Annotated in this window: 19 protein-coding genes; 14 read left to right on the forward strand and 5 right to left on the reverse strand. The window is 54.9% G+C overall.

The window, feature by feature from the left end; translation table 11 throughout:
- Nucleotides 1-90 precede the first annotated feature (90 nt).
- Nucleotides 91-723: a TetR/AcrR family transcriptional regulator gene (locus G8770_RS11200; protein WP_167186328.1), complete on the forward strand. Its 633-nt coding sequence runs from the start codon at nt 91-93 to the stop codon at nt 721-723.
- 100 nt (nt 724-823) lie between these two features.
- On the opposite strand, the gene G8770_RS11205 is transcribed toward G8770_RS11200, so the two are convergent.
- The 3 genes from G8770_RS11205 to G8770_RS11215 all read right to left on the reverse strand — a co-directional run bounded on the left by G8770_RS11205 (nt 824) and on the right by G8770_RS11215 (nt 3,857).
- The gene (locus tag G8770_RS11205) at nt 824-1,621 is read right to left on the reverse strand and encodes an SDR family NAD(P)-dependent oxidoreductase (RefSeq protein WP_167186331.1); all 798 of its coding nucleotides are present in this window, start codon (nt 1,619-1,621) and stop codon (nt 824-826) included.
- A 66-nt stretch (nt 1,622-1,687) separates the two neighbouring features.
- Complete coding sequence (surE, locus tag G8770_RS11210) at nt 1,688-2,554, reverse strand: 5'/3'-nucleotidase SurE (RefSeq protein ID WP_167186334.1); 867 nt, start codon at nt 2,552-2,554, stop codon at nt 1,688-1,690.
- A gap of 67 nt (nt 2,555-2,621) precedes the next feature.
- On the reverse strand, nt 2,622-3,857 hold the full coding sequence (locus G8770_RS11215; RefSeq protein WP_167186336.1) for an NADH:flavin oxidoreductase: 1,236 nt from the start codon (nt 3,855-3,857) through the stop codon (nt 2,622-2,624).
- A 135-nt stretch (nt 3,858-3,992) separates the two neighbouring features.
- Here G8770_RS11215 and G8770_RS11220 point away from each other — a divergent pair, with 135 nt between their 5' ends.
- From G8770_RS11220 to G8770_RS11230, 3 genes are all read left to right on the forward strand, one after another.
- The gene (locus G8770_RS11220) at nt 3,993-4,556 is read left to right on the forward strand and encodes a TetR/AcrR family transcriptional regulator (protein WP_167186339.1); all 564 of its coding nucleotides are present in this window, start codon (nt 3,993-3,995) and stop codon (nt 4,554-4,556) included.
- Nucleotides 4,557-4,694: 138 nt separating this feature from the next.
- Nucleotides 4,695-6,419 (forward strand): FAD-dependent oxidoreductase, encoded by a 1,725-nt coding sequence (locus G8770_RS11225; RefSeq protein ID WP_167186342.1) that lies wholly within the window; start codon nt 4,695-4,697, stop codon nt 6,417-6,419.
- A 75-nt stretch (nt 6,420-6,494) separates the two neighbouring features.
- Entirely contained in the window at nt 6,495-8,696 is a 2,202-nt protein-coding gene (locus tag G8770_RS11230) for a TonB-dependent receptor (protein ID WP_167186345.1), read from the forward strand.
- Between the two features lie 272 nt (nt 8,697-8,968).
- On the opposite strand, the gene G8770_RS11235 is transcribed toward G8770_RS11230, so the two are convergent.
- Both G8770_RS11235 and G8770_RS11240 read right to left on the reverse strand, forming a co-directional pair.
- The gene (locus G8770_RS11235) at nt 8,969-9,586 is read right to left on the reverse strand and encodes an EthD domain-containing protein (RefSeq protein ID WP_167186348.1); all 618 of its coding nucleotides are present in this window, start codon (nt 9,584-9,586) and stop codon (nt 8,969-8,971) included.
- Between the two features lie 65 nt (nt 9,587-9,651).
- The gene (locus G8770_RS11240) at nt 9,652-10,737 is read right to left on the reverse strand and encodes an aromatic ring-hydroxylating dioxygenase subunit alpha (RefSeq protein ID WP_167186351.1); all 1,086 of its coding nucleotides are present in this window, start codon (nt 10,735-10,737) and stop codon (nt 9,652-9,654) included.
- A gap of 235 nt (nt 10,738-10,972) precedes the next feature.
- Between G8770_RS11240 and G8770_RS11245 the strand changes: the two genes are divergently transcribed.
- The 10 genes from G8770_RS11245 to G8770_RS11290 all read left to right on the forward strand — a co-directional run bounded on the left by G8770_RS11245 (nt 10,973) and on the right by G8770_RS11290 (nt 24,079).
- A complete protein-coding gene (locus G8770_RS11245; RefSeq protein WP_167186354.1) occupies nt 10,973-11,563 on the forward strand; it encodes a host attachment protein in 591 nt (196 codons plus the stop codon).
- 674 nt (nt 11,564-12,237) lie between these two features.
- A complete protein-coding gene (locus G8770_RS11250; protein ID WP_167186357.1) occupies nt 12,238-13,266 on the forward strand; it encodes an aromatic ring-hydroxylating dioxygenase subunit alpha in 1,029 nt (342 codons plus the stop codon).
- Nucleotides 13,267-13,442: 176 nt separating this feature from the next.
- Nucleotides 13,443-15,140 (forward strand): acyl-CoA dehydrogenase family protein, encoded by a 1,698-nt coding sequence (locus G8770_RS11255; RefSeq protein ID WP_167186360.1) that lies wholly within the window; start codon nt 13,443-13,445, stop codon nt 15,138-15,140.
- Between the two features lie 176 nt (nt 15,141-15,316).
- Nucleotides 15,317-16,714, forward strand: a complete 1,398-nt coding sequence (locus tag G8770_RS11260; protein WP_167186363.1) for an aldehyde dehydrogenase — start codon at nt 15,317-15,319, stop codon at nt 16,712-16,714.
- Nucleotides 16,715-16,792: 78 nt separating this feature from the next.
- Nucleotides 16,793-17,626 (forward strand): p-hydroxycinnamoyl CoA hydratase/lyase, encoded by an 834-nt coding sequence (locus tag G8770_RS11265; protein ID WP_167186365.1) that lies wholly within the window; start codon nt 16,793-16,795, stop codon nt 17,624-17,626.
- A gap of 135 nt (nt 17,627-17,761) precedes the next feature.
- A complete protein-coding gene (locus G8770_RS11270; protein ID WP_208022201.1) occupies nt 17,762-19,261 on the forward strand; it encodes an AMP-binding protein in 1,500 nt (499 codons plus the stop codon).
- A gap of 21 nt (nt 19,262-19,282) precedes the next feature.
- The gene (locus G8770_RS11275) at nt 19,283-19,714 is read left to right on the forward strand and encodes a Zn-ribbon domain-containing OB-fold protein (RefSeq protein ID WP_208022202.1); all 432 of its coding nucleotides are present in this window, start codon (nt 19,283-19,285) and stop codon (nt 19,712-19,714) included.
- A complete protein-coding gene (locus G8770_RS11280) occupies nt 19,711-20,871 on the forward strand; it encodes an acetyl-CoA acetyltransferase (protein WP_167186368.1) in 1,161 nt (386 codons plus the stop codon). The genes G8770_RS11275 and G8770_RS11280 overlap by 4 nt, the downstream gene beginning before the upstream one ends.
- A gap of 73 nt (nt 20,872-20,944) precedes the next feature.
- A complete protein-coding gene (locus tag G8770_RS11285; RefSeq protein WP_167186371.1) occupies nt 20,945-21,418 on the forward strand; it encodes a MarR family winged helix-turn-helix transcriptional regulator in 474 nt (157 codons plus the stop codon).
- Between the two features lie 255 nt (nt 21,419-21,673).
- The gene (locus tag G8770_RS11290) at nt 21,674-24,079 is read left to right on the forward strand and encodes a TonB-dependent receptor (protein ID WP_167186374.1); all 2,406 of its coding nucleotides are present in this window, start codon (nt 21,674-21,676) and stop codon (nt 24,077-24,079) included.
- Nucleotides 24,080-24,199: the final 120 nt, after the last annotated feature.

Raw genomic sequence — 24,199 nt, forward strand, 5'->3', positions numbered from 1 at the left:
GTAGAATTACAACAGTTTTTGACGCCAGTCATTGGACTGGGGCAGGCTTGCCCTTATGATTGAGTCATTTCAACGCAGGAATACGTCCAGATGAACGATGCTTTGCCCATCAACCCCGCTCTGGCCAGCCGTGGGGAGCTAACCCGTGAGCGCATTCTGGATGCCGCGGAGCAGATTTTTGCCAACAAGGATTTTTCCGCTGCCCGGTTGGAGGATGTGGCCCAGGCGGTGGGTATTAAGCGGGCATCCATCGTCTACTACTTCAGTAACAAGCAGGAACTCTACGATGCAGTGGAAGGGCGCTTGTTCGCCGCTATGGTGGAGGCCACGGAGCAGCGTCTCAATGCAGACGCACCGGCTCTGCAGCAGGTGTTGACGGTGCTCGATACCTGGCTGGACTTTATGGTCAAGCGACCCACCGCACCGCGCCTGATACTGCGCGACAGTGCCAATACTTATCCCAACGCCTCGGCGTCGGTGCGCATTTCCGGGGTGGCACTGAGTACCTGGGAATCCGTGATTCGCGCGGGGCAGGAAAAGGGCGAGTTGGTGGATGTCGAACCCATGTACCTGCTGCATCTGCTTGGCGCGCCGGCGATTTATTTCGCCGCCACCAGCCAGCTGCTGGGGGAGAACCGCAACTTCGACCCGGCCGAACCGGAACACCTGCAGGCCTTCCGCTCCATGTTGCATCGCAGTGCTCGCGCGGTGCTGCAGCCCTGAATGAAAGGGGCAAGCATGCCCCCTTTGGTTCGTGAATCACACAACAAACATTCTAAGTGCGTGCAAATGTATGCAACGCTTGGTTTGAGCGAATGGGTGTTTAGTTCTTGCGGGTCAATTTCTGGATGCCGACCGGGAACCAGCGTTTCAACCAGTCCACCAGCACCGCGTCGAGCCCGATGCGAATGCGCAAGTGATTTTTCTCGATGGCCTTCACAATCCGTCGCGCGGCATAGTCGGACGAGACGCCGATCTTCTGCACCATAGCGTGGGTTTTCTGCGCTACCTCTTTGCTGTCGGCGGTTTGCATGGTGGTGAGCAGGATGTCGGTCTTGACCGCACCGGGGTGCACACTGGTGACGCCGATGTTGTGCGCGGCCAGTTCCCCCCAGATGGATTCGCTCAGCAGTTTCACCGCCGCCTTGGTGGCGCAGTAAGAGGCCTGCGAAGGCAGGCCGATAAACGCGGTCATGCTCGACAGGTTGACAATGTGACCTTCGCCGGCGGCTTTCAGGTGATCCAGAAAATAATGGCAGCCATAGAGCACGCCCCACCAGTTGATGCCGACAATCTTTTCCCAGTCTTCCAGGGTGTGGTTGGAAAACTGTTTTTGAAAGGTAATGCCGGCGTTGTTGACCAGGATGTTGACCTTGCCATGTTGTGCCACCACCTGGTCGGGCAGGGCGGCCATTTGCTGCTTGTCGGATACGTCCACAATGTGGGTGCTGGTGTTGACGCCATACTGGCTCAATGCCTCTTGCGTACCCCGCAAGCCGGTCTCGCTGACATCCACCAGCGCCACATGGGCACCGCGGCGGGCCAGTTCGATGCATACCGCCCGGCCAATGCCGCCGCCGGCGCCAGTGACCACGGCCACTCGATCCTTAAACTCTTTCATAAATACAGATATCCGTTAACTAGTGTGTTGTTAACTACGTGTGTTGTTTCAATGTTGAGGCCGCGATCACGGCTGTTTGTTCAAGGACGGCACCAGGGACGCTGGCAAAAGGCCTTGCCAGTCCGGGGCGGTGTAATCACCGTCAATGGGGACAATGGTGATAAAGCCCTGACGCAGACCGAAGGTGTCCTGCTCCAGTTCGCCGGTGGTCAGCGCAGCGGGCAAGGGGGTTTTTTGGTTGTAATACACCTTGATGTCGTGACCGTGGCGGTAGATGCCGGCGCCTCGTATCTGCGCTTGCGGCAGGGCCGGGTAATTGACGTTCAGTGCGATACCCCGCGGCAGCAGTGGCGCGTTGTCGGTTTGTGACTGTTGCAGTGCCGCCACCAGGGTCACCATAAACTCGGCGATCTGCTTGGCGTGTTGCAGATTGGCGGGCGCACTGGCCTCGGCCTTGGCATCGAGCAAATTGCTGCTGATGGCGATGGCGGGAATGGGTGCGCCCGCCATGTGCAGGGCCGCCACCGTGGCCCCGACGGTGCCGGAAAAGGACGAGAACACGCCGATGTTGGCGCCTTCATTAATGCCGGAGATGATCAGGTCCGGACGTTGCGGTAGCACTTTTGTTGCTCCCAGGATGGCCGCCGTGGCGGGCGAACCCTTGACCGCATAAACGCCTTCGGCGGGGTTGGTGATCGCGTCGGCGCTGTTGCGCAGGGCATCCAGTGTCAGGGCTGCCGACTGGCCACTCTGGTTGGCTTGCGGTGCGACAATGGTGACGTCATGGCCGGCCTCGGCCAACACCGATTGCAGGGTGCGCAGCCAGGGGTGCTGGTAGCCGTCGTCATTGGTAAGCATGATGTTGAGCGCCAGCGCTGGATGGCTGACGAACAGGGTTAAAAACAACACAGAGATCAGTTTTCGCAGAGACACGGTTAATTCCTCAGGTAAAAGCCCCGGCACAAGGGGTATTCAGGGAGTGAAGCCAGCGGGGCTGGCTTCAGGTGTTAAGCACGGGGCGCTTATCCGGGTGCAGCTCCGGGCAATAGATCCCGCCAGGGGCATCGATCAGGGCCACGCAGCGGTTGCAGTGGTTGCAGCCGCTGTCGTAGGGCTGGCTGTTCGCCAGTGCCGCGCTGGCGTTGCGCGGGTAGTTCGGGTCGGCCAGCAAGGTCCGGCCCAGCTGCACAAAGTCGATGCCATCGCGCATCACCTGTTCCAGACTCTCCAGGGTTGAGCAGCCGCCGATGTAGACCAGCTGGCAATCGACGGCGTCGCGAACCCGGCGACACCCATCGCGGAAGTAAAGCTCGTGATAGGGGTATTCTTTAAACAGGCTTGGCCCCAATATTTTCATGCCCAGCTTGGCAATCAGGCTCTGGCTCTGTTCGATTAAGCCGTGGTGAATGCTGGGGCCGCGAAACATCAGGTTGGGATTAAAACTGGAGGTGCCGCCGGTGGTAATCAAGGCATCGCAACCGGCCTGGTCCAGGTAGCGGGCCACCTCGACCGCCTCGTTTTCCTCGAGCCCGCCTTTGATGCCGTCAGTCAGCCCCATCTTGGCGATGATCGGGAAGTCATCGCCGACCGCGGCGCGGATGGTTTCGATGATGCGCACCGGCACCCGCATCCGATTGTGCAGGCTGCCACCGTAGTCGTCGGTACGGCGATTGGTTTTCGGGCTGATAAACTGGCTGATGCCGTAACCGTGTCCGCAGTGCACTTCCAGGGCATCGAAGCCCACCTCTTTCATAAACAGTGCCGCGTCGTGGAAGCTTTGCACGAAATAGTCGATATCCGCATGGGTCATGGCGCCGGCAAACGGGCGGCCGAGTGGCACACCCAAGGTATTGAGCTGACGCGACGGCCCCAGGGGTTTGTCGAGACGCTGCAGTTTGGGATTGCGGGAAAAATAACCGCAGTGAACCACTTGTCCCGCCACCCGTGCGCCGGTGGCTTTCACCGCACTCACCAGGTCTTGCAACTGCGGGCGGATGCCCTCGTGCATGTACATCATCTGGTCGTGAATACGACCGTCGGCTTCGGTGGCACAGTAGGCTACTGTGGTCATACCGATGCCGCCCTCACCGAGTTCCACATGAAAATTCTGCAACAGCTGACTGGGCACCCCGCCTGGGCTTTTGCCTTCATAGGTACCCGCTTTGATCAGGCGGTTGCGCAGTGGCAGTTTTCCTAAGGTGGCGGGGGACAGGGCACGGCGTAAAGCATCGCTCATAGTGATGTCTCTTTCGGATAATTATGTTCGACCGCACAGGGCGGCGGAATATGGGGGTGATTGCTCTTATGCAATGACATTGCATAAGTTATGCAATACTATTTCATAAGTCAATCATCGAGCCAGGGCCCTTGCATGAGCAGTCAACGTCGAAGTCAGGCCGAGCGCCGGCAGCAAACCTACAATCAGGTATTGGAAAGCGCGACGCAGCTGTTTGGTGAACGCGGTTATGACGGCACCTCGCTGGAAGACATTGCGGTCGCATGTGGCTTGACCACGCGGCCGATTTACCATTATTTCGGCAACAAAAAAGCTCTGTTTGCCGCCGTCAACGAACAACAGGAGCAGCGCATCCTGGCAAGCATGGACGCCAGCGCCGATGTCATGAGCAGTTGGCGCAGCTTTCTGGGTTTGTGCGATGAGGCGGGTTTTCGCCGCATCGTATTGCTCGACAGCCCCAATGTGTTGGGACGTGACCGCTGGGGCAACAGTGAGGTGGCTCAGGCCTCGCTAAAGTTCTTAGTCGCTGATGCGACGCAGTCCAAGTCACAGCGCATTCGACAAACCCTGATCAGTCGGGTTCTGATAGCCGCCTTTGGCGAATGCGCGCTGATGATTGCCCAAGCTGACGATACTCAAATGGCCAAACGCGAGGCCGATCGATTGGTGCAATCCCTGGTGCAGGCCTTTATTGGCTAGGCGCTCGGCGCAGCTGACAGGCTCCGCAGCCCTCCCGCCGCTAAGTTGCACTTCTTATATCGTCCATGTGGACGATGAGCCGCAGCCGCCATCAATTCAGACTTGTGTCGAATCTGCAAATCTGAAGATGGCGAATCCATGACGGAAACTACAACCTACGATGTGATTGTGGTCGGCTCCGGTGCCGGTGGCATGACAGCGGCCCTGCGGGCGTTTGATCAGGGGCTGTCGGTGTTGCTGATAGAAAAGAGTGAGCTCTACGGCGGCACATCGGCCATGTCGGGCGGTGGTATCTGGATCCCCAATCACGGTAAGCCCTCCAGTGTGCAGGACTGTTACGACGAGGCCTTCACCTACATGCGGGGGCTGGTGGAACCCTGTGTCAGTGACGAGCGCATTCACACCTACCTGACAAAAGCTCCGGTGATGCTGCGCTATCTGGAAGCGCATACTCATGCCCGTTTCGATCCCCAGGACAGCTATTGCGATTACTACCCCGATCGTCCCGGCGGCAAGAGTGGCGGCCGTACCCTGGATCCGGCGCCTTACGATGGCGCTTTATTGGACGATGAGATGGCGCGGCTGAGACCTTCGCACGTGCAGACCGTGGTCATGGGGCGCTACACGCTGACCATGGCCGAAGCTCGCAAGGTGTTCAGCAAAGCCTCCGGCTGGATGTCACTGATGCTCAAGGTGGTGGCCCAATATTGGCTGGACTGGCCCCAGCGCCGACGCAGTTCACGCAGTCGCCGTCTGGTGCTGGGCAACGCGCTGGTCGGTCGGCTGCGCCACTCTATGCTCGATCGCAATATCCCGCTGTGGCTGAATACGGCGCTGGAGGAATTGCTGTACGAAGCTGGCCGATGCACCGGAGTACGAGTGCAGAAGAACGGACAGCCGCTGACCCTGATGGCTCGCAAAGGCGTGATCTTGGCCGCCGGCGGGTTCGAGCGCAATCAGGCCATGCGCGATCAGTATCTGCCGCAGCCGTCGTCCATAGACTGGTCTGCGGGCAACCCGGCCAACACCGGTGATGCCATTCGCGCGGGCCAGAAACTCGGTGCCCATACCGACCTGATGGCACACGCCTGGTGGGGACCGGCGGTGAAAGTCGAGCAGGAGCCGCTGGCGCGTATTTTGTTTGTGGAAAAATCCTTGCCGAGCCTGATCTTTGTCAATCGGGACGGCAAGCGTTTTTCCAATGAGGCCGCCCCCTACCAGAATTACGGTGCGAGTGCCTATACGGGGCTGGAGGAAGAGGGCAACGCGGTGCCTGCCTACGCCATTTTCGACAGTCAATACCGCAAGAAATACCTGTTCGGGCCCATGTTGCAATCCGAAGTGACCCCGGACGCGCTGCTGCCCAAACACCTCAAAGATAACTTCTATCACAAGGCCGACAGCCTGGAGGCGCTGGCCGCAACCCTGGGCTTACCGGTTCAGAACCTGAGACAAACCGTGGATCGTTTCAACCGCATGGCCAAGGCCGGCGAGGATACGGATTTCCACAAGGGCGGCAATCTGCACGATCAGTATTACGGTGACGCCAGTCATTCCCCCAACCCTTGTCTGGGCACCCTCAGCAAGGCGCCGTTTTACGCCGTCAAAGTCTACCCCGGTGATCTGGGCACCAAAGGCGGTTTGTTAACGGATACGCACGCGCGGGTACTGCATGAAAATGGCGAAGTGATCAACGGTCTCTACGCCATCGGCAATTGTTCGGCGTCGGTGATGGGCAGTACCTATCCAGGTGCCGGCTCAACATTGGGGCCGGCCATGACGTTCGGTTATCTGGCCGCCAATCACTTGGCAGACTGTAAACAAGAGGAACAATTGGATCCCCGGGAGGCGATGTCGGCTTAATTCTGTCCATCGTGATCCGTGCAGAAGCTCTCCCAAAACAATAACCATAAACAAGCCCGAAGAGTGAGTAACACCATGCATAATAAAAAAACAAGACACGCTTTACCCCTGGCTATCATGATGGCATCGGGGCTGATCCCGCTCACGGCCAGCGCCGAGGGGGTGCTGGAAGAAGTTGTGGTCACGGCGCAAAAGCGCAGCGAGTCCCTGCAGGATGCTCCTGTGGCGATTACGGCTTACAGCGCCGAGTCCCTGGAATCACTGGGGATTGATAACATGGAAGACCTGACCACCACCGCGCCGAGCCTGCAGAGCTACGCCTTTCCGACCTCCACCAACACTGTGTCGCTGTTCATCCGGGGACTGGGCAACCTGGATTCCCAGACCCTGACGACTGATAACCCGGTCGGTATTTACGTCGATGATGTGTACATCGCCCGCGCCAATGGTGCCCAGATTGATTTGCTGGATCTCGAACGGGTGGAAGTGCTGCGCGGACCACAGGGCACCCTATACGGGCGCAACTCCAGTGCCGGGGCGGTGAAATTCATCAGCAAAAAACCGGCGGACGAGGCCGGCGTGACGGTGAAAGCCAGTGTCGGTGAATTTGATTACGCGCGCCTGGGGATCACCGCCGATCTGCCGATCAGTGACAGCCTGCGTACCAAATTGTCGGTCATGGCGTCCAGCGAAGATGGCTGGGTGGAAAACCGTGGCCCGAACACAACCGGCGGCAAACCTGACAACGACTTTTACGCCAAAGACCAGAGTGCCATTCGCCTGGCAGTCAGCTGGGACATCAGCGACAACCTGACGGCCGATTACAGCTACGACTACACCGATGTGGACAGCACCGCCCAGTACTACCAATCGGTAGCCTTGGGTAATAAACGCCGAGACGATACTTACAACATCCTCACCGGCGGTGACTACCGTTATGTTCTGCCGGAAGGCAATATGGAGCAGCAGGGCCACAACCTGACGGTCACGGCGCAGTTGGCAGACAACCTGACGTTGAAGTCGATTTCTTCCTACCGCGACTCCACCGACGATGTGGCGTCCAACTGGAGCGATGTGATTTTTTTCGCCACCCATACCCGCTTTGCCACCGAGTCCTTCAGTCAGGAGTTTCAACTGGTGGGCAATGCTGAGCGGCTCAGCTACGTAGCGGGTTTGTATTACTTCTCCGAGGACGGTTCAAAAAGTGATACCCAGTATTCGAACATCGACTTTGGCGGGCTGCCACTCTCTACAGATGTGCTGCTCGACCCGCTGGCCAGCCAGTCCTATTTCGGTTTTCCACAGGGCACGTTACTCGGCACTACCTATATTGAAACCGAGCTGCAATCCGTAGCCGCCTACGGCCAGGTCACCTATGACATGACCGACCGCCTGAGTCTGACCCTGGGGTTACGCTACACCGAAGACGATCGTGAAGCGCAGCGCAGCGGCGATAACCTGACCTTCTTCCCGGGCGCCAACGACGGCACCTATGACCATATTGACTGGACGGCGATTGCCGACTTCGCCTTTACCGATAGCGTCAACGGCTATGTCAAAGCCGCAACTGGCTTCCGCTCCGGCGGTTCTTCCGAGCGGGCGCCCAACTTTGCGCAAACCTTTGCTGAAGAGGAAGTGATCAGCTACGAACTCGGTGTGAAATCGGAACTGCTGAACAACAGCTTGCGTCTGAACGCCGCACTCTTCCGCACCGAAACCGATAATGCCATCAACACCATCGGCGGCACGGGCGTGATGGCGGCGTTTCAGGAAACCTTTAACTTCGGCGAAGTGAAAATCAGCGGCTTTGAACTCGATGCCCTGTGGGCGCTGGGTACAGACACCACCCTCGGACTGAATTATGTCTACCTGGATGGTGAATTGTCGGATGTGGTGGTGCCGGATGAAAGCCTGTTGCAAATTCCCGGCAGCGATATCACCGACCAGAGTTATTTGTCGCAAACGCCGCGTCACGCCTTCAGTCTGACGTTTGATCACAGCTTTGCCATCGCGGAACATACCCTGGACGCGCATCTGGACTACAGTTACCGCGATGAAGTGTATTCATCCGCTCTGGGTTTCAAGGTGAACGACCTGGGTCAGCTCAACGGCCGCATAAGTCTGCGTGACCTCAGCATTGGCAAGTCCACCATGGACATCGGGCTGTGGGGCAAAAACCTGACCGACGAGGAAGAAACCATCTACGTACTGGCCGGTGGCGGCAATCAGTTCAACAAGCCACTCAGCTACGGTGTGGATGTCAATATCCGTTTCTAGGACGGCGTCTCACAGGTCCTGCCGCTGGGTGGCAGGACTGTTTTTTTAGATTTACCTGCTTGGTTTTCTTAGCGCTAAACTGCCGTCCATGGTTGTCTGAAGATTGGGTGGCCCTGTAACCCGTGATGCTGTGTCAGTGTTGGTTGCAAGGCCAAGGTTGTGTGACGTCGACGCTGCCTGCAGTGACGCAATTACACAGTGACGCCATTACGCAGTGACGCAGTGGACCAGTGGCCAGATTTGATCAGGTGACTTTGACTCGATCAAAGTCATCAAACATCAAGACGTGTCAGCAGCAAAGAGGCGATCAGTGCAGAGGGGTCGGTTTCCTCCCGCTGTACGCGCAGAGCCGTGGCTGACACAGACTGAGGCAAGTTGTCGGTAACAAAGGGGTCCGAGGTCCACAGTAGCGCCCGTGCGGGAAAGCTGGAGGGTTGCATGATCCAGTCCAACGTCATCTCGGCGTCGGACGGGACCAGAGTGTTGGCCTGAATCAGACTGTTGACCCAGTCCTCGACAGTGGATCGATCACCGCTCCAGTTCAACAAGATGGCCCAGCGTTGATTGAGCAACGGGCCGGTTGACAAGTATTGCACTTCACAGGCCCCCGCTGCCTGCTGCGAAGGGTCCATAAATTGCAGCTCATCGGTGCGCAACAGTTTGCGCGCCGGGCCATTGGATATGGTTGCCACATGGTTCAGGTCTTCGGCCCAAAACTCCGAAATGGTATCAAAGCCAATCCCTTCGTGATCCAGCAAATGGTTGCGCACGTAGCGGTTAAACGGCAGGTACTGAATCGCCAGCGGTACGTGCTGTTGCTCGTAATAGTGCTGAAACTCCTGTCGCGACATGCCCATACGGCGCGTTAATGCACAAATGGATTTCATCATGGGCGTTAACTCTTATTGTTGTGAGCATATTATTGTTGTTGGCAAATTATGATTGGCGTCGTCCGCTAATCAAAAAGACCACTTTCCAGTTCACGCGCTGTGCTGTCGGGTGCAGGCAGGTGCTCGGTCAGGTAGGTGCCGTTGACAGCTTGTTGAATTGCCGTGCTTTCTTCGGTGTTGGCATAGAACTGATTGATCCACTTGCGGCCTTTGAAAAACGGGCCATCCACCGGCATTTGCATCGCGCGCAAGGCTGGCTTTTTGTATTTCCAGATTTCAAAGTCGGCGGCAAAAGCTTCCAGGGCACCGGCCTGAACCTGGCGGGCGTGCTCGATATCCGCTTCGGTAACGCTATCGCCTGCCGCCGGGGTCAGGCACGCATGCCACACTTTTGTGACGCCATCCTCTACCGGGGTGTTGGCAATCAGTTCGTAAGTGAGCGTGTCGCCAAACTGTTGTTTGGAGAGCAGAATGCCGGGTCCGGTGTACCAGGTGACGGTGGTCAGCATGGCCTGGTAAATCTGGTGAAATCCCCCCTGCCGCTGGATGTAAACGTGATCGCGAAATTCGTTTTCAAACCACTCACAGGGCGCTCCGTGAGTGGGGCCCAGGTGAGCCGTGTCGGCCATGTTGTCAATGATTTCTATGGCGTGAATGTCGAGCGTGCCGAGGTGATCGAGTGTCCAGCGAACCCAGCGGGGGTCGTCCCACTCCTTCAGAAAAGGGGGTTCGAATAAGGGGGCGCTGCCCTCGGGATCGTGCCAAACCATAATGCAGCCCATGACTTCGCGGACGGGATAAGAGGTCAGGCTCTTCACTTTGGGGCAGGATTCCATGTGGGGGATATCGTCCACTTCACCGGCGGCGTTAAAGCGCCAGCCGTGGTAGGGACAACGAATGGCATCGCCTTCGATCTGTTGTCCGTTCTTGACGATGATGGCGCTCTTACCGCGGGCCAGGTGGGTGCCCATGTGTGAGCAGTAGGCATCCAGCATCACCACCCGGCCGCTTTCGCCGCGATACAGTGCAAAGTCCTGACCGAAAAAACGAATGGGGATGGGGCCATGGTCCAGTTCCGAGGCTTCGGCGACAACAAACCAGCCGCGTGGGTAGGTGGCGGGTCCCAGACGATATTCTTGTGATGTGGCCATGGTATCTCCCTGTAATTGTATAGCGTGTCTTAAATGGATTGATTTGAGAAATCGAATGACTTCAGGGTAATGCACGGCTTCGGTGAATACCATCGTCCGCGGGTAGAGAATCCTAGTCCATTTGGGGGAGGTTAATGACCGTGTTGTTTGAGGGGGTGTTTTTTGAAGTTGGACTGGTCAGTTCATTGAGAAATGACAGCAGTGTTTTACCGCTGTGACTAATTCGGGCGGCCAAGTGCATGATGATGGTGTCATCAGTCGCGACGAGAATCTTGCTATTCTTTTAGCGGTTATCTTGACTATGATCAAGATGCCACTGGTGCTTTGGGGTCAAGGTGGAATACGCTTTGATACGAAGATTCAGGAGGTATGTATGGCCCATTTAGTGGCGGTTTATAATCATCACATGGCCCGATTTCTTCAGGGTAGTGAAGATGAAGGGGTTGTCGAAGTTGCGACACTAATCTGTCCAGAGGCAAGGCAGTCTGCGCGGGATTTAGAGAGCGATGCCCCAAGTCGCATGCAAAACAGTTTTGGCGCAGGACAGGTCTATGAAGGGCGAACCGGGGCCAAGGAGAAACTGACTAAAGAGTTTGCCCATGACATTGCCGAGTGGTTGGATCATGCCAGGCAGCAACATACCTATACGCATATTGTGCTGGTTGCCCCACCGGATATGATCGGAGCCCTCAGGGCGGCAATGAACTCTGAATGCAGGAAAATGGTAGTTGAAGAGGTGCAAAAAAATCTGGTGGAGATGGAAATTGTCGACATGCTCACCGCACTGCCGAAATCCGTTAAGCTGGCACAACAGGCGCGATTGTAACCGGGTCAACCGGCGAGCGATGGCCTGACACTGTGACCAGATCCGGTTTGGCTTATAGCCTGCCGGGAATTGTCAAGGATACTCACCGCAGCGACAGGGCAAGGGCTGTAGGCTTCTTCATTTGGATCACAGGGGGGCGTCCGGAGTGATCCCCCCCCCCCTTTGCTGACACGACATTCATCCAGCACTTATGTGCACAACTCTTTTGTACGCTCATCTGCTTGTAAGCTCATTTGTACTGCTCTTTCAAAATCGGGTCAGCCAACGCTTCGGCAGATTTTGTTGTCTATGGGGGGAATCCGTCCGCGCTCAAACACCTGTGCTGATCTCCAGGCGCAGCCGGGTAGTTTCGTCGTGTTTGAATGGCACGGGATGCCCTCAAGGGCGGCAAACCGGGCTTTACGCAGGCTGGTCGGGTGTTGCATGGGGCTGGAGCAGAGTCTGTGGTTAGTGTCGGCAACTGGTTACACATGACGATTTTTATTCAAATGGATCCAATATTTGGCTATTGTCTTGGGGTGTGTTGCTGGTCATGGGTTTATTGGTAGTATAAAGGCATTTTTTATGGGGTTTGGCTGGATATTTGGGTGTGTATCTTTTATATTGGATCCAATTTAGCCGGTTCTTACTGGCTGGAGTCAAAATAACAACATCCAAGCCTGAAGAGAAAATGTATGTTTCCTAAAAATTGTTGGTATGTCGCCTGCACCCCGGACGAGCTGGAGGAGAAGCCTCTGGGACGCCGTATCTGTAACGAGAGCATGGTGTTTTACCGTGATGGCGAAGGCCAGGTTGCTGCCCTGGAGGACTTTTGCCCTCACCGCGGCGCGCCCTTGTCGCTGGGTTTTATGGAGGACGGTAACCTTGTCTGCGGTTACCACGGACTGAAGATGGGTTCTGACGGCAAAACCGTCTCTATGCCGGGGCAGCGGGTGCAAAATTTTCCCTGTATTCGACGTTACCCGGTGCATGAGCGTTACGGTTTCATCTGGGTGTGGCCGGGTGACGCGGACAAAGCCGACGTTGCCACCATTCCACATCAGCATTGGGCCGAAAGCTCGGATTGGGCTTACGGCGGCGGTCTCTACCATATCCAGTGTGATTACCGATTGATGATTGATAATTTGATGGATTTGACCCACGAGACCTACGTGCACGCCAGCAGTATTGGTCAGAAGGAAATTGATGAGGCGCCGGTGGCCACGAAAACCGAGGGTGACACCGTGATTACCAGCCGTTTTATGGACCATGTGATGCCGCCCCCTTTCTGGCAGAACGCGCTACAGGGCAATGATTTACCGACTGATCAGCCCGTAGACCGCTGGCAGATATGCCGCTTTACTCCGCCTGCGCAGGTCATGATTGAGGTCGGCGTGGCGCTGGCGGGTAAGGGTGGTTATGACGCGCAACCGCAACACAAAGCCAGCAGTATTGTGGTGGATTTTATGACGCCGGAAACGGAAACCTCGATCTGGTATTTTTGGGGCATGGCGCGCAACTTTAAGCCCGAGGATCAAGCGCTGACGGATACCATCCGTGAAGGGCAGGGTATTATTTTTTCTGAAGACCTGGATATGCTCGAGCGCCAGCAGCAAAATTTATTGGCCTACCCGGAGCGCCGCCTGATGAAGCTCAACATTGATTCCGGTGGAGTGCAGTCACGGCGGTTATTGGATAACCTGATCAAAGCAGAGCAGGTATAAATTAGAGTAATTAGGGCGGCTAGCTGCCCTTGCTATCATTCGTAGCGCCTGAAGAATACAGAGACCGGTTTGTTGACGGACTCTGTATTCATAAATTAGTATGTATGACATACTAATTGTGTGTGGCAGCATTCACCTGTCTCCATGCTTTATCGATTGTTACTGGAGGTTTTATTGTGTCCAAAGTTTTGGCTCAGCTGGAGTCCATCAAATTCCATCTTCAGTATGTGGGGCAGCTCGATTCGACACTGAATCAGTCCCTGTATCAGCATGTTGATATGGGGATGGTTGAGATGATGCTGGAACAGGCAGCACGCTTCAGTGACGAGTTTTTGTTGGAGCTTGCCGAGAGAGGCGACCGTGTTGGCTGTTCTCTTGATAAAGGCGGGGTTACATTGCCCGCCGGCACAGATCAGGCTTATCAGGCCTGGTGTGAACTGGGTTTTCCCGCGCTCTCATTGTCTGAATCCCAGGGAGGCTTGGGCGTTCCTTTGACGGTGCAGCTGGCGGTTCAGGAGCTTATCGATGGCGCCAACCTGGCGTTTGGTATGTTGTGTATTAATCAGCGTTGCGCGACAAAAGCCTTATTAGGTGCCGTCTCGCAAGAGCCGGTGGAGCAGTGGCTGGCCGGGCTGGCGGATGGCAGCCTGGCGGCAACCATTGCTATCAGTGAGCCGCAGGCGGGTTCTGATGTCGGTCGAATAGCGACGCGTGCAACGTCTTCTCCTGAGGGTGGCTGGACGCTCAACGGGTCCAAAATCTGGATTTCTTACGGGGATCACGATGCGACGGACAATATCCTGCATCTGGTCCTGGCGCGCACCGCTGGTGGCGGCACGCGAGGGTTGAGTTTGTTTGCGGTGCCTAAACGTCTCGACGATGAAGATAATGGGGTGTCAGTGTTGCGGCTGGAAGAAAAAATGGGGCTGCATGCGTCGCCGACCTGTGTGCTGGCATTGGAAAATACGCGTGGGTATTTGATTGGTGAGGAGGGCCGGGGTTTGGTTAACCTGTTCCCTATGATGAATGCCATGCGTCAGGCGGTTGCCACGCAGGGTGCAGCGGTTGCCAATGCAGCTACCTTGCAGGCGCTGGATTATGCTGGCACTCGACCTCAGGGGGGGCGTGCTGATGCGCCTGCCAGACCGATTATCGAGCATGCGGACGTGTCGCGCATGCTGCTGGAAATGACGGCCAAAAGTGAGCTGTTGCGGGCGCTGAGCCTGCGCACTGCGAGCTATGAAGATCGAGCTGCCTGTTGTGAAGATGACGATGCTGATAACGCCAGGGACTGGCAGCAACTGGCGGGTTTGTTGCTGCCCGTGGCCAAAACCCTGAGTGCGGAATGGGGCTTTGAAGTCGCTAACCAGGGTATCCAGGTCTTGGGGGGATACGGCTATACCAGCGACTACCCAATGGAGCGAATGGCCCGCGATGTCCGCGTGGGATCTATCTATGAGGGTACCAGTGGTATTCAGGCTCTGGATTTTGCGCACCGAAAATTGCTCGGTGATCAATTGGGCGCCATGCAGCGCTTGCTGGCATTGATTGAGGCCGACCTGGCGGGCAGTCAGGCTGACAATCCGCTGAGAGCGCCGCTTGAACAGATTTTATCGATCTATCGTGAGGTTTTGCGGTGCATTCAGCAGCCGGACTGGCTTGCGGGCGGTGGCGCGTACCCATTACTCAGGTTAAGCGGGGTGTTGTTGTGCTGCTGGAATGGGGTGACGCTCTATCAGGCGGCACATGACGACTCTGAATATCAGCGGCGGGTTCGCCAGGCGATGGATTTGTTTTCTGTGGGCCTGGCGGCCGAGGCCGAGTCCTGGGCGGCCAAAGTCAGTTTAAAAAGATATTCACTGTCAGCTCAATAGTGGTTGACAGAATTCTTTAGGATAAAATAGTATGTGTCACATACTATTTGTTTAGCATCTTAATTATAAAATCTTAGGTATCCAGATCGTTTAAGTGCCTATAGTTATCCAAAAGCAGTGTGTTTAAGTGCCAGCGAATGGGTGGCGTATCTAAAGCACGGGAAGAAGGAGGGAGTATGAAATTTGAACGTATGAATCCGTTAACCGGTGAAGTGGCCAGCCAGGCGGTGGCCATGCAAGCCGAAGACGTTGTGGCAATTGCCGATCAGGCACAAAATGGTTTTGCCGCCTGGGCTGCTCAGGGGCCGAACGCCCGCCGTGCGGTGTTAATGCAAGCGGCCCAACAGCTGGAAGCCCGCCGCGATGAGTTTGTGCAGGCCATGATGAGCGAAATCGGCGCCACCGAAGGCTGGTCAATGTTCAATCTGACCTTGGCCGCGAGCATGATCCGCGAAGCGGCATCAATGACCACCCAGATCAACGGTGAGGTGATTCCATCCGACCGTCCCGGCTGCGTGGCCATGGCCGTGCGCGAGCCGGTGGGGGTAATTCTGGGTATTGCGCCCTGGAATGCGCCTATTATTCTGGCGGTACGAGCCATCGTGACTGCACTGGCCTGTGGCAACAGTGTCATTCTTAAAGCTTCCGAAATTTGTCCTCGTACACACGCTTTGATCATTGAAGCCTTTGCCGCAGCCGGCTTCCCTGAAGGTGTTGTTAATGTTGTCACCAATGCACCGGCGGATGCCGGCGACGTAGTGGGCGCCCTGATTGATCATCCGGCGGTCAAGCGGATCAATTTTACCGGTTCTACGCAAGTCGGACGGATTATCGCCAAGCGTGCCGCAGAGCACCTCAAGCCTTGTCTGCTGGAACTGGGTGGCAAAGCGCCCTTGCTGGTGTTGGAAGATGCCGATCTGGATGAAGCCGTCGCTGCAGCAGCTTTTGGTGCCTACATGAACCAGGGGCAAATCTGTATGTCCACCGAACGCTTGATTGTGGTGGATGCGATTGCCGATCAATTCATGGAAAAGTTTGCCGCTAAGGCGAAGTCTATGCCGGCTGGTGATCCCGCCGAAGGCAATACGCCACTGGGTGCAGTGGTGGATCAAAAAACCGTGAATCATGTGAATAGCCTGATTGATGATGCTCTGAGCAAGGGCGCTACCCTGGCTGCTGGCGATAAAGCGGACTCGGTGATCATGCCCGCCACTGTATTGGATGGCGTTACTGAAGCCATGAATATTTACCGCGATGAAAGTTTTGGCCCGGTGGTGGCGGTGATTCGCGTTAAAGACGAAGCTGAAGCCATCCGTGTTGCCAACGACAGCGAATTCGGTTTGTCCTCGTCGGTCTTTACTCGTGATAGCGCACGAGGATTACGTGTCGCTGGTCAAATCAAAGCCGGTATGTGCCATATCAATGGACCTACCGTCCATGATGAGGCGCAAATGCCGTTTGGGGGAGTCGGGGCTTCAGGTTATGGCCGCTTTGGTGGCAAGGCCGGGATCGACCAGTTCACCGAATTGCGCTGGATCACCCTGGACACTCAGCCGGGCCACTACCCAATTTGATTCAGGGTTACCCTTTAAGCAAAGTCATTCATTTTTAGTAATCACCATTTTTAGTGACAGGTTGTCAGGAGTTTTTATATGTCAGTTTCACAAGCAGAACAGGATACAGTGGCATTCACTGTTGAAGACGGTATCGCATGGGTAAAGTTTAACCGCCCGGAAAAACGCAATTGCATGAGCCCGCAACTTAACCGTCAAATGATGCGGGTACTGGATGAGCTGGAATATCGCGACGATGTTGGCGTACTGGTGTTGTCTGGTGAAGGCACGGCCTGGTCGGCGGGCATGGACCTGAAAGAATATTTCCGTGAAAACGAGGCTAAGGGCTTGGGCGCCATGCGTCAGGCTCAGCGTGAATCCTATGGCTGGTGGCGTCGCCTGCGCTGGTATCAGAAGCCGACCATTGCCATGGTGAACGGTTGGTGTTTTGGCGGTGGTTATGGTCCATTGTTTGGTTGTGATCTGGCGTTTGCCGCAGAAGAGGCACAGTTTGGTCTGAGTGAAATCAACTGGGGTATTTTACCCGGTGGCGGCGCCACCAAAATTGCAGTGGAACTGATGAGTTTCCGCAACGCGATGTACCACTCCATGATGGGTGAAAACGTCGATGGTAAAAAAGCCGCAGAGTGGGGGCTGGTTAACGAAGCGGTGCCTTTGGCCAACTTGAAAGAGCGCGTTACCGAAGTGGCCAACGTTCTGCTGCAGAAAAACCCGGTGGCACTGAAAGCGACGAAAGATGCGATTCGCCGTGTGGGTGAAATGACTTACGAAAATGCGGAAGATTATCTGGTGCGGGCGCAGGAAGCTGCCAACAGCTTTGATAACGAAGGTCGTAAAGAAGGCATCAAACAGTTTATTGATGACAAAACCTACAAGCCAGGCTTGGGTGCTTACGATAAATCCAAGGCTTAATGTGCTCTTCGTGTGAAAGCATATTGATTGTAACAAACTGTAAATGGACACAAGGCACGGATGCCGTCAGCACTATGTCGGCACTGACTTCAAAACCGGCATAGACTGAACATAATAAGCATTGTGGAGAGAAACGTGACGGTACCCGTGGTAGACGCTATAGCCACTCACGCCAAGGCTCAGCCTGGTGCACTTGCCTGTATGGATTTGGACAGCGACAGACGCTGGAGCTACAGCGAGTTTGATGCAGCCATCAACCAGGTGGTTCACTGGTTGATTGAGCGATTAGGCCAGCAAAGTGGGGCCCGTATCGCAACGGTCGCTCGCAATAAGGCCGAAATTTTACTGCTCAATTTCGCTTGTGAGCGCGCCGGTGCTATTTTTGTCCCCTTGAATTGGCGTTTGTCGATCGCTGAGCTTGATCAACTGATTGTCGATGCTGAACCCGCTTTTATTTTTCACGATGACGAATTCAAGTTACCGCAGTGTTCGGCGCACGTGTGTCAACTCAGTGAGTTAACCGAATTAAGCCAACATTATCCGGTCGAGCCTGCTGTATCTGCCCGACGTGAGTGTGATCAGCCGGTGCTGCTGCTTTATACTTCTGGCACCAGCGGCAATCCCAAGGGCGTGATGATCAGTGAGTCCAATATATTTTGGAGTCACATTAATTTCAATCTGGGCAATGGTGTGTCTTCGCAGAGTGTTTTCCTGTGTGATATGCCTTTGTTTCATACCGCTGGATTGATTACCAATGCGCGAGCGCCATTGTTGGCCGGGGGCAGTGTACTGGTGTCTTCCGGGTTTGATGCTACTCAAACATTGCTGCGTCTGGCCGACAAACAATTGGCAGTGACGCATTACTTTTCAGTGCCCCAAATGGCACAAATGCTGTGGAATAATCCGGATTTCACTCCGGAGAAACTGCAGGGGCTGCAAGTCTACGCCACCGGCGGTGCACCCAATCCGGGCGCGCAAATCGAACGTTTTGTCCGTGCGGGCATCCCCATGTCGGACGGTTTTGGCATGACCGAAACCTGCTCCAATTTTGGCATGCCCGTTGGCGACGGCGACCGTTTGATTGCCAAGGCCGGCTCTTGTGGCTTGCCCTACATCAGCTTGCAAGTCCGTATTGTGAATGAAGAGGGAGCCCCTGTTAAAGCCGGTGAGGTGGGCGAGATGTGGTTAAAAGGCCCCAGTATCGCCAGTGGCTACTGGAACAAGCCAGACATGTCTGAGCAGGCGTTTGTTGATGGTTGGTTTAAAACCGGGGATATTGCTCGAATGGACGCCGACGGTTTCTACTACATTGTTGATCGTATGAAAGACATGTTCATTTCGGGCGGTGAAAATGTGTATCCGGCCGAAGTGGAAGCGGCCATCAGTCACTTGGCCTCGGTGGCAGAGGTTGCTGTGGTCGGCGTTGCTGATCCCACCTGGGGTGAGAAAGGGGTTGCGTTCATTGTTTGCGTACCGGGTTACTCAATTACCGAATCTGAAGTTCGCAGCCATTGCGAGGCCCGGATGGCGAAATTCAAAGTACCGAAAGACATTGTACTCGTGACAGAAATCCCGCGCACGGGGACCGGCAAAGCCATAAAAGCTTCGCTGGTTGAACGGGCGAAACGTCTGTGACCGGATATGTGAGTTGATAAAATGACCAACCAATCGCAAAGTCATGATCAAGAACAAGCCAAACAACCGGCGCAAATGGACGTCGGGCCGGAAAAGAAGTTTCGGCAATATTTGTCCGAGGGTAGCTTTCACTTGCAGCGTTGTGATCAGTGTCGGCAACATGTCTTTTACCCGCGTTTGTTGTGCCCGCATTGTGGTTCAATGCAGCTGACCTGGGTGCCGGCGAGCGGCCGGGCTACCGTGTATTCTACCTCGGTCCCGCGTTCAGGCGGCAGCAGCTACAACATCGCCCTGGTTGATCTGGAAGAGGGGCCGCGGATGATGACCCGGGTCGTCGATGTGGCACCCGAAGACGTTACGATTGGTATGCCGGTCACGGCTTTTATTGGGACTATCGAACCCAACGGCGAGCCATTGGTGTTATTTCGCCCTATCAGTGGAGACGACTCATGAACCATTCTCTGCGCGGATCCTGTGCGGTTGCGGGTATCGGCTTAACCGATTTTGGGGATTTACCGGGTCGCAGTGCCCTGGAAAACACCGCTGAAGCCGTGCACAGTGCCCTGACGGATGCAGGTATTCATAAAAGCGAAGTCGATGCACTCTTTACGTCTAATTTTCCCGATACGTTTGCGGCGTTGCACCTGGCCGAATACCTCGGTGTGCAGCCGCATGTACTGGACGATACCAATATTGGCGGGGCGGTGTACGTCAGTCAGTTACAGCATGCGGCGGCTGCCATTCAGGCAGGCTTGTGTAACGTCGCCGTGATTGCCATGGGCAGTAACACCCGCAGTAAATTGAAGCAGCAGGGCATTATTGATGGCCCCCGTGAGCTGTTTCCCTACGAAGACGAATATCGACCCAAGGCCCCCATGAACGCCTATGCGCTGGCGGCAGCCCGTCATATGCATCAGTACGGCACCACCCGTGAACATTTAGCGGAAATTGCGGTAGCCGCCAGGGCTTGGGCCCAATTAAACCCCCGCGCCATCCGTCGAACCCCCCTGTCTATCGCTGAAGTCATGGCAGCACCCATGGTGTGTGATCCGTTATCGGCAATGGATTGTTGTTTGATTGCGGATGCGGGAGCTGCGGTGGTGCTGGTGTCCGCGGATAGAGCCAGGGACCTGCCTCAATCCCCGGTTTATTTGCTCGGAGTGGGGGTGGCCACCACCCATGCCGGGATCTCCCAGATGCCGGATTTAACGGTTACGGCCAGTGTGGAATCCGGCAAACGCGCCTATGACATGGCCGGTCTCAGTGCCAGAGAGGTTGATGTGGTCTCGCTGTATGACGCCTTTACCATCAATACCCTGTTGTTTCTCGAAGATCTGGGGTTCTGTCCAAAAGGCGAGGGTGGCAACTTTGTGTCTGATGGCAATATCGCTCCCGGGGGCGGTTTGCCGGTAAACACCAACGGCGGGGGATTAAGCTGTGTCCACCCCGGGATGTATGGATTAATGTTGATCATTGAGGCGGTTGAGCAATTGCGCCACGCTGCGGGTGAGCGTCAGATTCCCGGAGCAGAGATAGCGTTGTGCAACGGCAATGGCGGCCATTTATCCAGCCAGGCCACGGCCATATTTGGCACATCATCCTCGTTATGACGTCATGTGTAAGAGACATCCTGCAGGCGCCAAGGTATAGTTTGCTTTTTACGTTTGACAAAAGGGAATACGAATGAGTCAGCCAGGCAACTTGTCATCAGCGCGCAAACACAAAGCTGATCAGGACGAAACGGTGGATCGCAGCACTCTGGAAGAGAAACTGGGATTTCGCATTCGTATGGCCGAACGGAGCATTTACAAGACCTTCATTCAAAACGTGGGTATGACACCGGTCCAATACAGTATCTTCACGCTGGTGGCCGAAAACGAGGGCATGTCACAGGGTGTGATTGGTGAAGCGCTGAATATGGACCGCGCCTCGACCATGGCGATCATGGACAAACTGGAAAAAGCGGGCTTAATTGAGCGGCGTAAATCTTTGGTAGATCGTCGTCGACACGCGCTGTATTTGACCGCAAAAGGTCGAAAAGAAATAGTCAAAACCGAGAATAAAGTCAAACAAACGGATGATAAATTTAAACAGCGGTTAACGGATAAGCAGCTGCAGGAGTTAACCAAATACCTCAATCTGTTGTGGCACGAATAACCACGGTTTTAAAAAGAAACGGCTTTAAGAAATGTAACGGTTATCAGGATTACCATTAACAGCGAAGTTAAAGTCCTTTGCTCTGATTGAGAGAGTCAGAGGCAGTGGTGTAAGCCAGTGCCAGGTGAAGGCAGTCAGTGTAGTTGAAAGAGCAAGACGAGTTAATACAAGAAACTATGTATGTATGGCATACATATGTATTATAAAAGTATGCCTGACTTACAAATAAACATAATAAAAGCCCAGGAGGCCACTATGATCCATCGTCATTCCACACCAATGCTGTACGTTAAAAAAGCATTAAGCGCAGATAAGCCTTTGCCGTCAGAAACACAGCGACACTCAGATTTCACTTTCCGGACAGCCGCACTGCCTTTGGCGATTTCCCTGTCTGTGATGAGTGTCTTCCCCGGTGTTGTTTCCGCTGAAGAACGTTTTGCCATTGAAGAAGTGGTCGTGACCGCCCGAAAACGTGAGGAAAGCCTGCAAGACGTCCCTGTGGCCGTGTCTGCGTTCAGCGAGCAGGCGTTGGAGATGAGGAACGTCACCAGCATTGAAAAAGTGTCGCAATTTGTCCCCAACGTACAATTTGACGGCGCCGCTGCTCTCAGTGGTGGTGGCAGTAATGCCACCATTTATATCCGGGGGATTGGCCAGAATGACTTTGCCTTGTTCAGTGACCCCGGAGTCGGGACTTATGTGGATGGTGTCTATCTGGGCCGCTCCATGGGTGGCGTCATGGACGTACTGGATGTGGCTCAACTGGAAGTCCTGCGTGGCCCACAGGGTACCCTGTTCGGCAAGAACACCATCGGTGGTGCGCTCAATATCACCAGTAAAGCCCCCTCTGAAGAACTGGGGGGCGAAGCGTTCCTCAGTCTGGGAACATTTGACCGCCAGGAAATCAAAGGCATTGTGAATCTGCCCCTGATCGACGATGTGTTGCTGTCGCGTATCAGTCTGGCCAGCGTCAAACGTGACGGGTATGCCGAGCGGGTCCTTGATGGCGAGGATTTGGGCGACAAAAACTCCACCGTTGGCCGAGTTCAGTTGTTGTGGCATGCCACGGAAGACGTCGACGTGTCCCTGGCCGCCGACTATACCCGCGGTCGCACCCACTCTGCCGCCAATACCCTGTTGCGAGTGAATAACAGCGGTTTTCCGTTTCTGGACATTTACAATGCGGAAGTGGCTCCCGGCACCGGCATCGTTGCCCCTAACGGGGTAGCCAGTGTGAACGATTCCTGGATCACCAACGACCCTTACAAAACCTATGGCACGGGGCCCAACGACAGTGAGCTGGATTCCTGGGGGGTGTCCGCGACTGTTGACTGGTCAATCAGTGACAACCTGGATGCAAAATCAATTACCGCCTATCGCGGTCTCGAAGCCAGTTTCGGCCGCGATGGTGACAATACCCCTTTCGTGTTTCGCGAAACCACTAATGACAATGAACAAAGCCAGTTTAGTCAGGAGTTTCAACTGACGGGCATCAGCTTTAATGACAAGCTCGATTGGCTGGTGGGTTTGTACTATTTCAACGAAGAAGGTGAAGAGAATGCCGCCGCGCAGCTCGCAGTTGGCATTTATGATGCGCTGGAAGCCTTGCCGGGACCCACCTACGGCCCTTTTGGCGGCGCGGGTAATCCGGCGAACACCGGGTTGGATCTGGACGTAAGTATCTTCAACAAAATAGATACCGAATCCTACGCAATTTTCTCCCAAAACAGTTGGCATTTCACCGATCGCTTCAGTGCGACTGTAGGTGCTCGTTACACCCGGGAAAGCAAAGAGTTTGAGAAACAGGACCAGCGCCTTGGCAGTGGCGCTTATATCGTTTCACCAGGCAGTACCTGGGAATCTGACTGGTCGGAATTTACACCAAAACTGGGCTTGGAATACACGCTGTCTGAAGAGGCCATGATGTACGTGTCCTGGTCGAAAGGTTTCAAAAGTGGAGGCTTTAACGGGCGTCCTTTGGTTTCGGCAGCCGAGGTGACTGAATATGAACCCGAAACGGTTGAGAGCTTTGAAGTCGGACTGAAAAGCAGTTGGCTGGACAATCGTTTGATTGTGAATACCGCGGCGTTTTATATGGACTATGAAGATATCCAGTTAACGGTAAATCAGACGCCTGCGAATTTTGTGGCGAATGCGGCCATGGCTGAACTGAAAGGCGTTGAGCTGGAGGTGATTGCCAAGCCCTTGAGCGCACTGGATATCAATTTCTCTGCCGGATATCTGGATGCCAGCTACAAAGACGTTGGCAGTGGTCTCGGGGTGGGGCAGGTCTTACCCATTACTGAAAAAACCGATCTGGCCAAGACGCCGCGCCTGACTTTGTCAGGGGGAGCGCAATACGCCATAGATTTTGGCAGTGGGGCGTCGCTGGTGTTGAGAACAGATCTTTCATATCGCAGTGAGGTATATCATGATATCGCAAATGATCCACTGTTAAAGCAAGACGCGTTCACTCTGGTTGATGCCAGTGTTACGTATACCACACCGGGTGAAGATTGGGTCATTCGTCTGTTTGGAACCAACTTAACGGATGAAGAATACTTACAGTCGGGTAACGCCTCCAGCGCGGCATTTGGTATTGCTGAAGGTTCTTATGCGATTGGCAGAGAATGGGGGATGAGCGTTAAGCGCCTGTTCTGATTTGACAAAAGCAGTACGAGCATTCGGGCTGTTCATGGATGGGCAGCTCGAAATGTTTTTGCATGGGATCAACTACAAAACCCATTGGTTTGTGGAATTTCGTTAAAGGATACTGACTGT

Source organism: Pseudomaricurvus hydrocarbonicus (assembly GCF_011602365.1).
Classification (GTDB): domain Bacteria; phylum Pseudomonadota; class Gammaproteobacteria; order Pseudomonadales; family Cellvibrionaceae; genus Pseudomaricurvus; species Pseudomaricurvus hydrocarbonicus.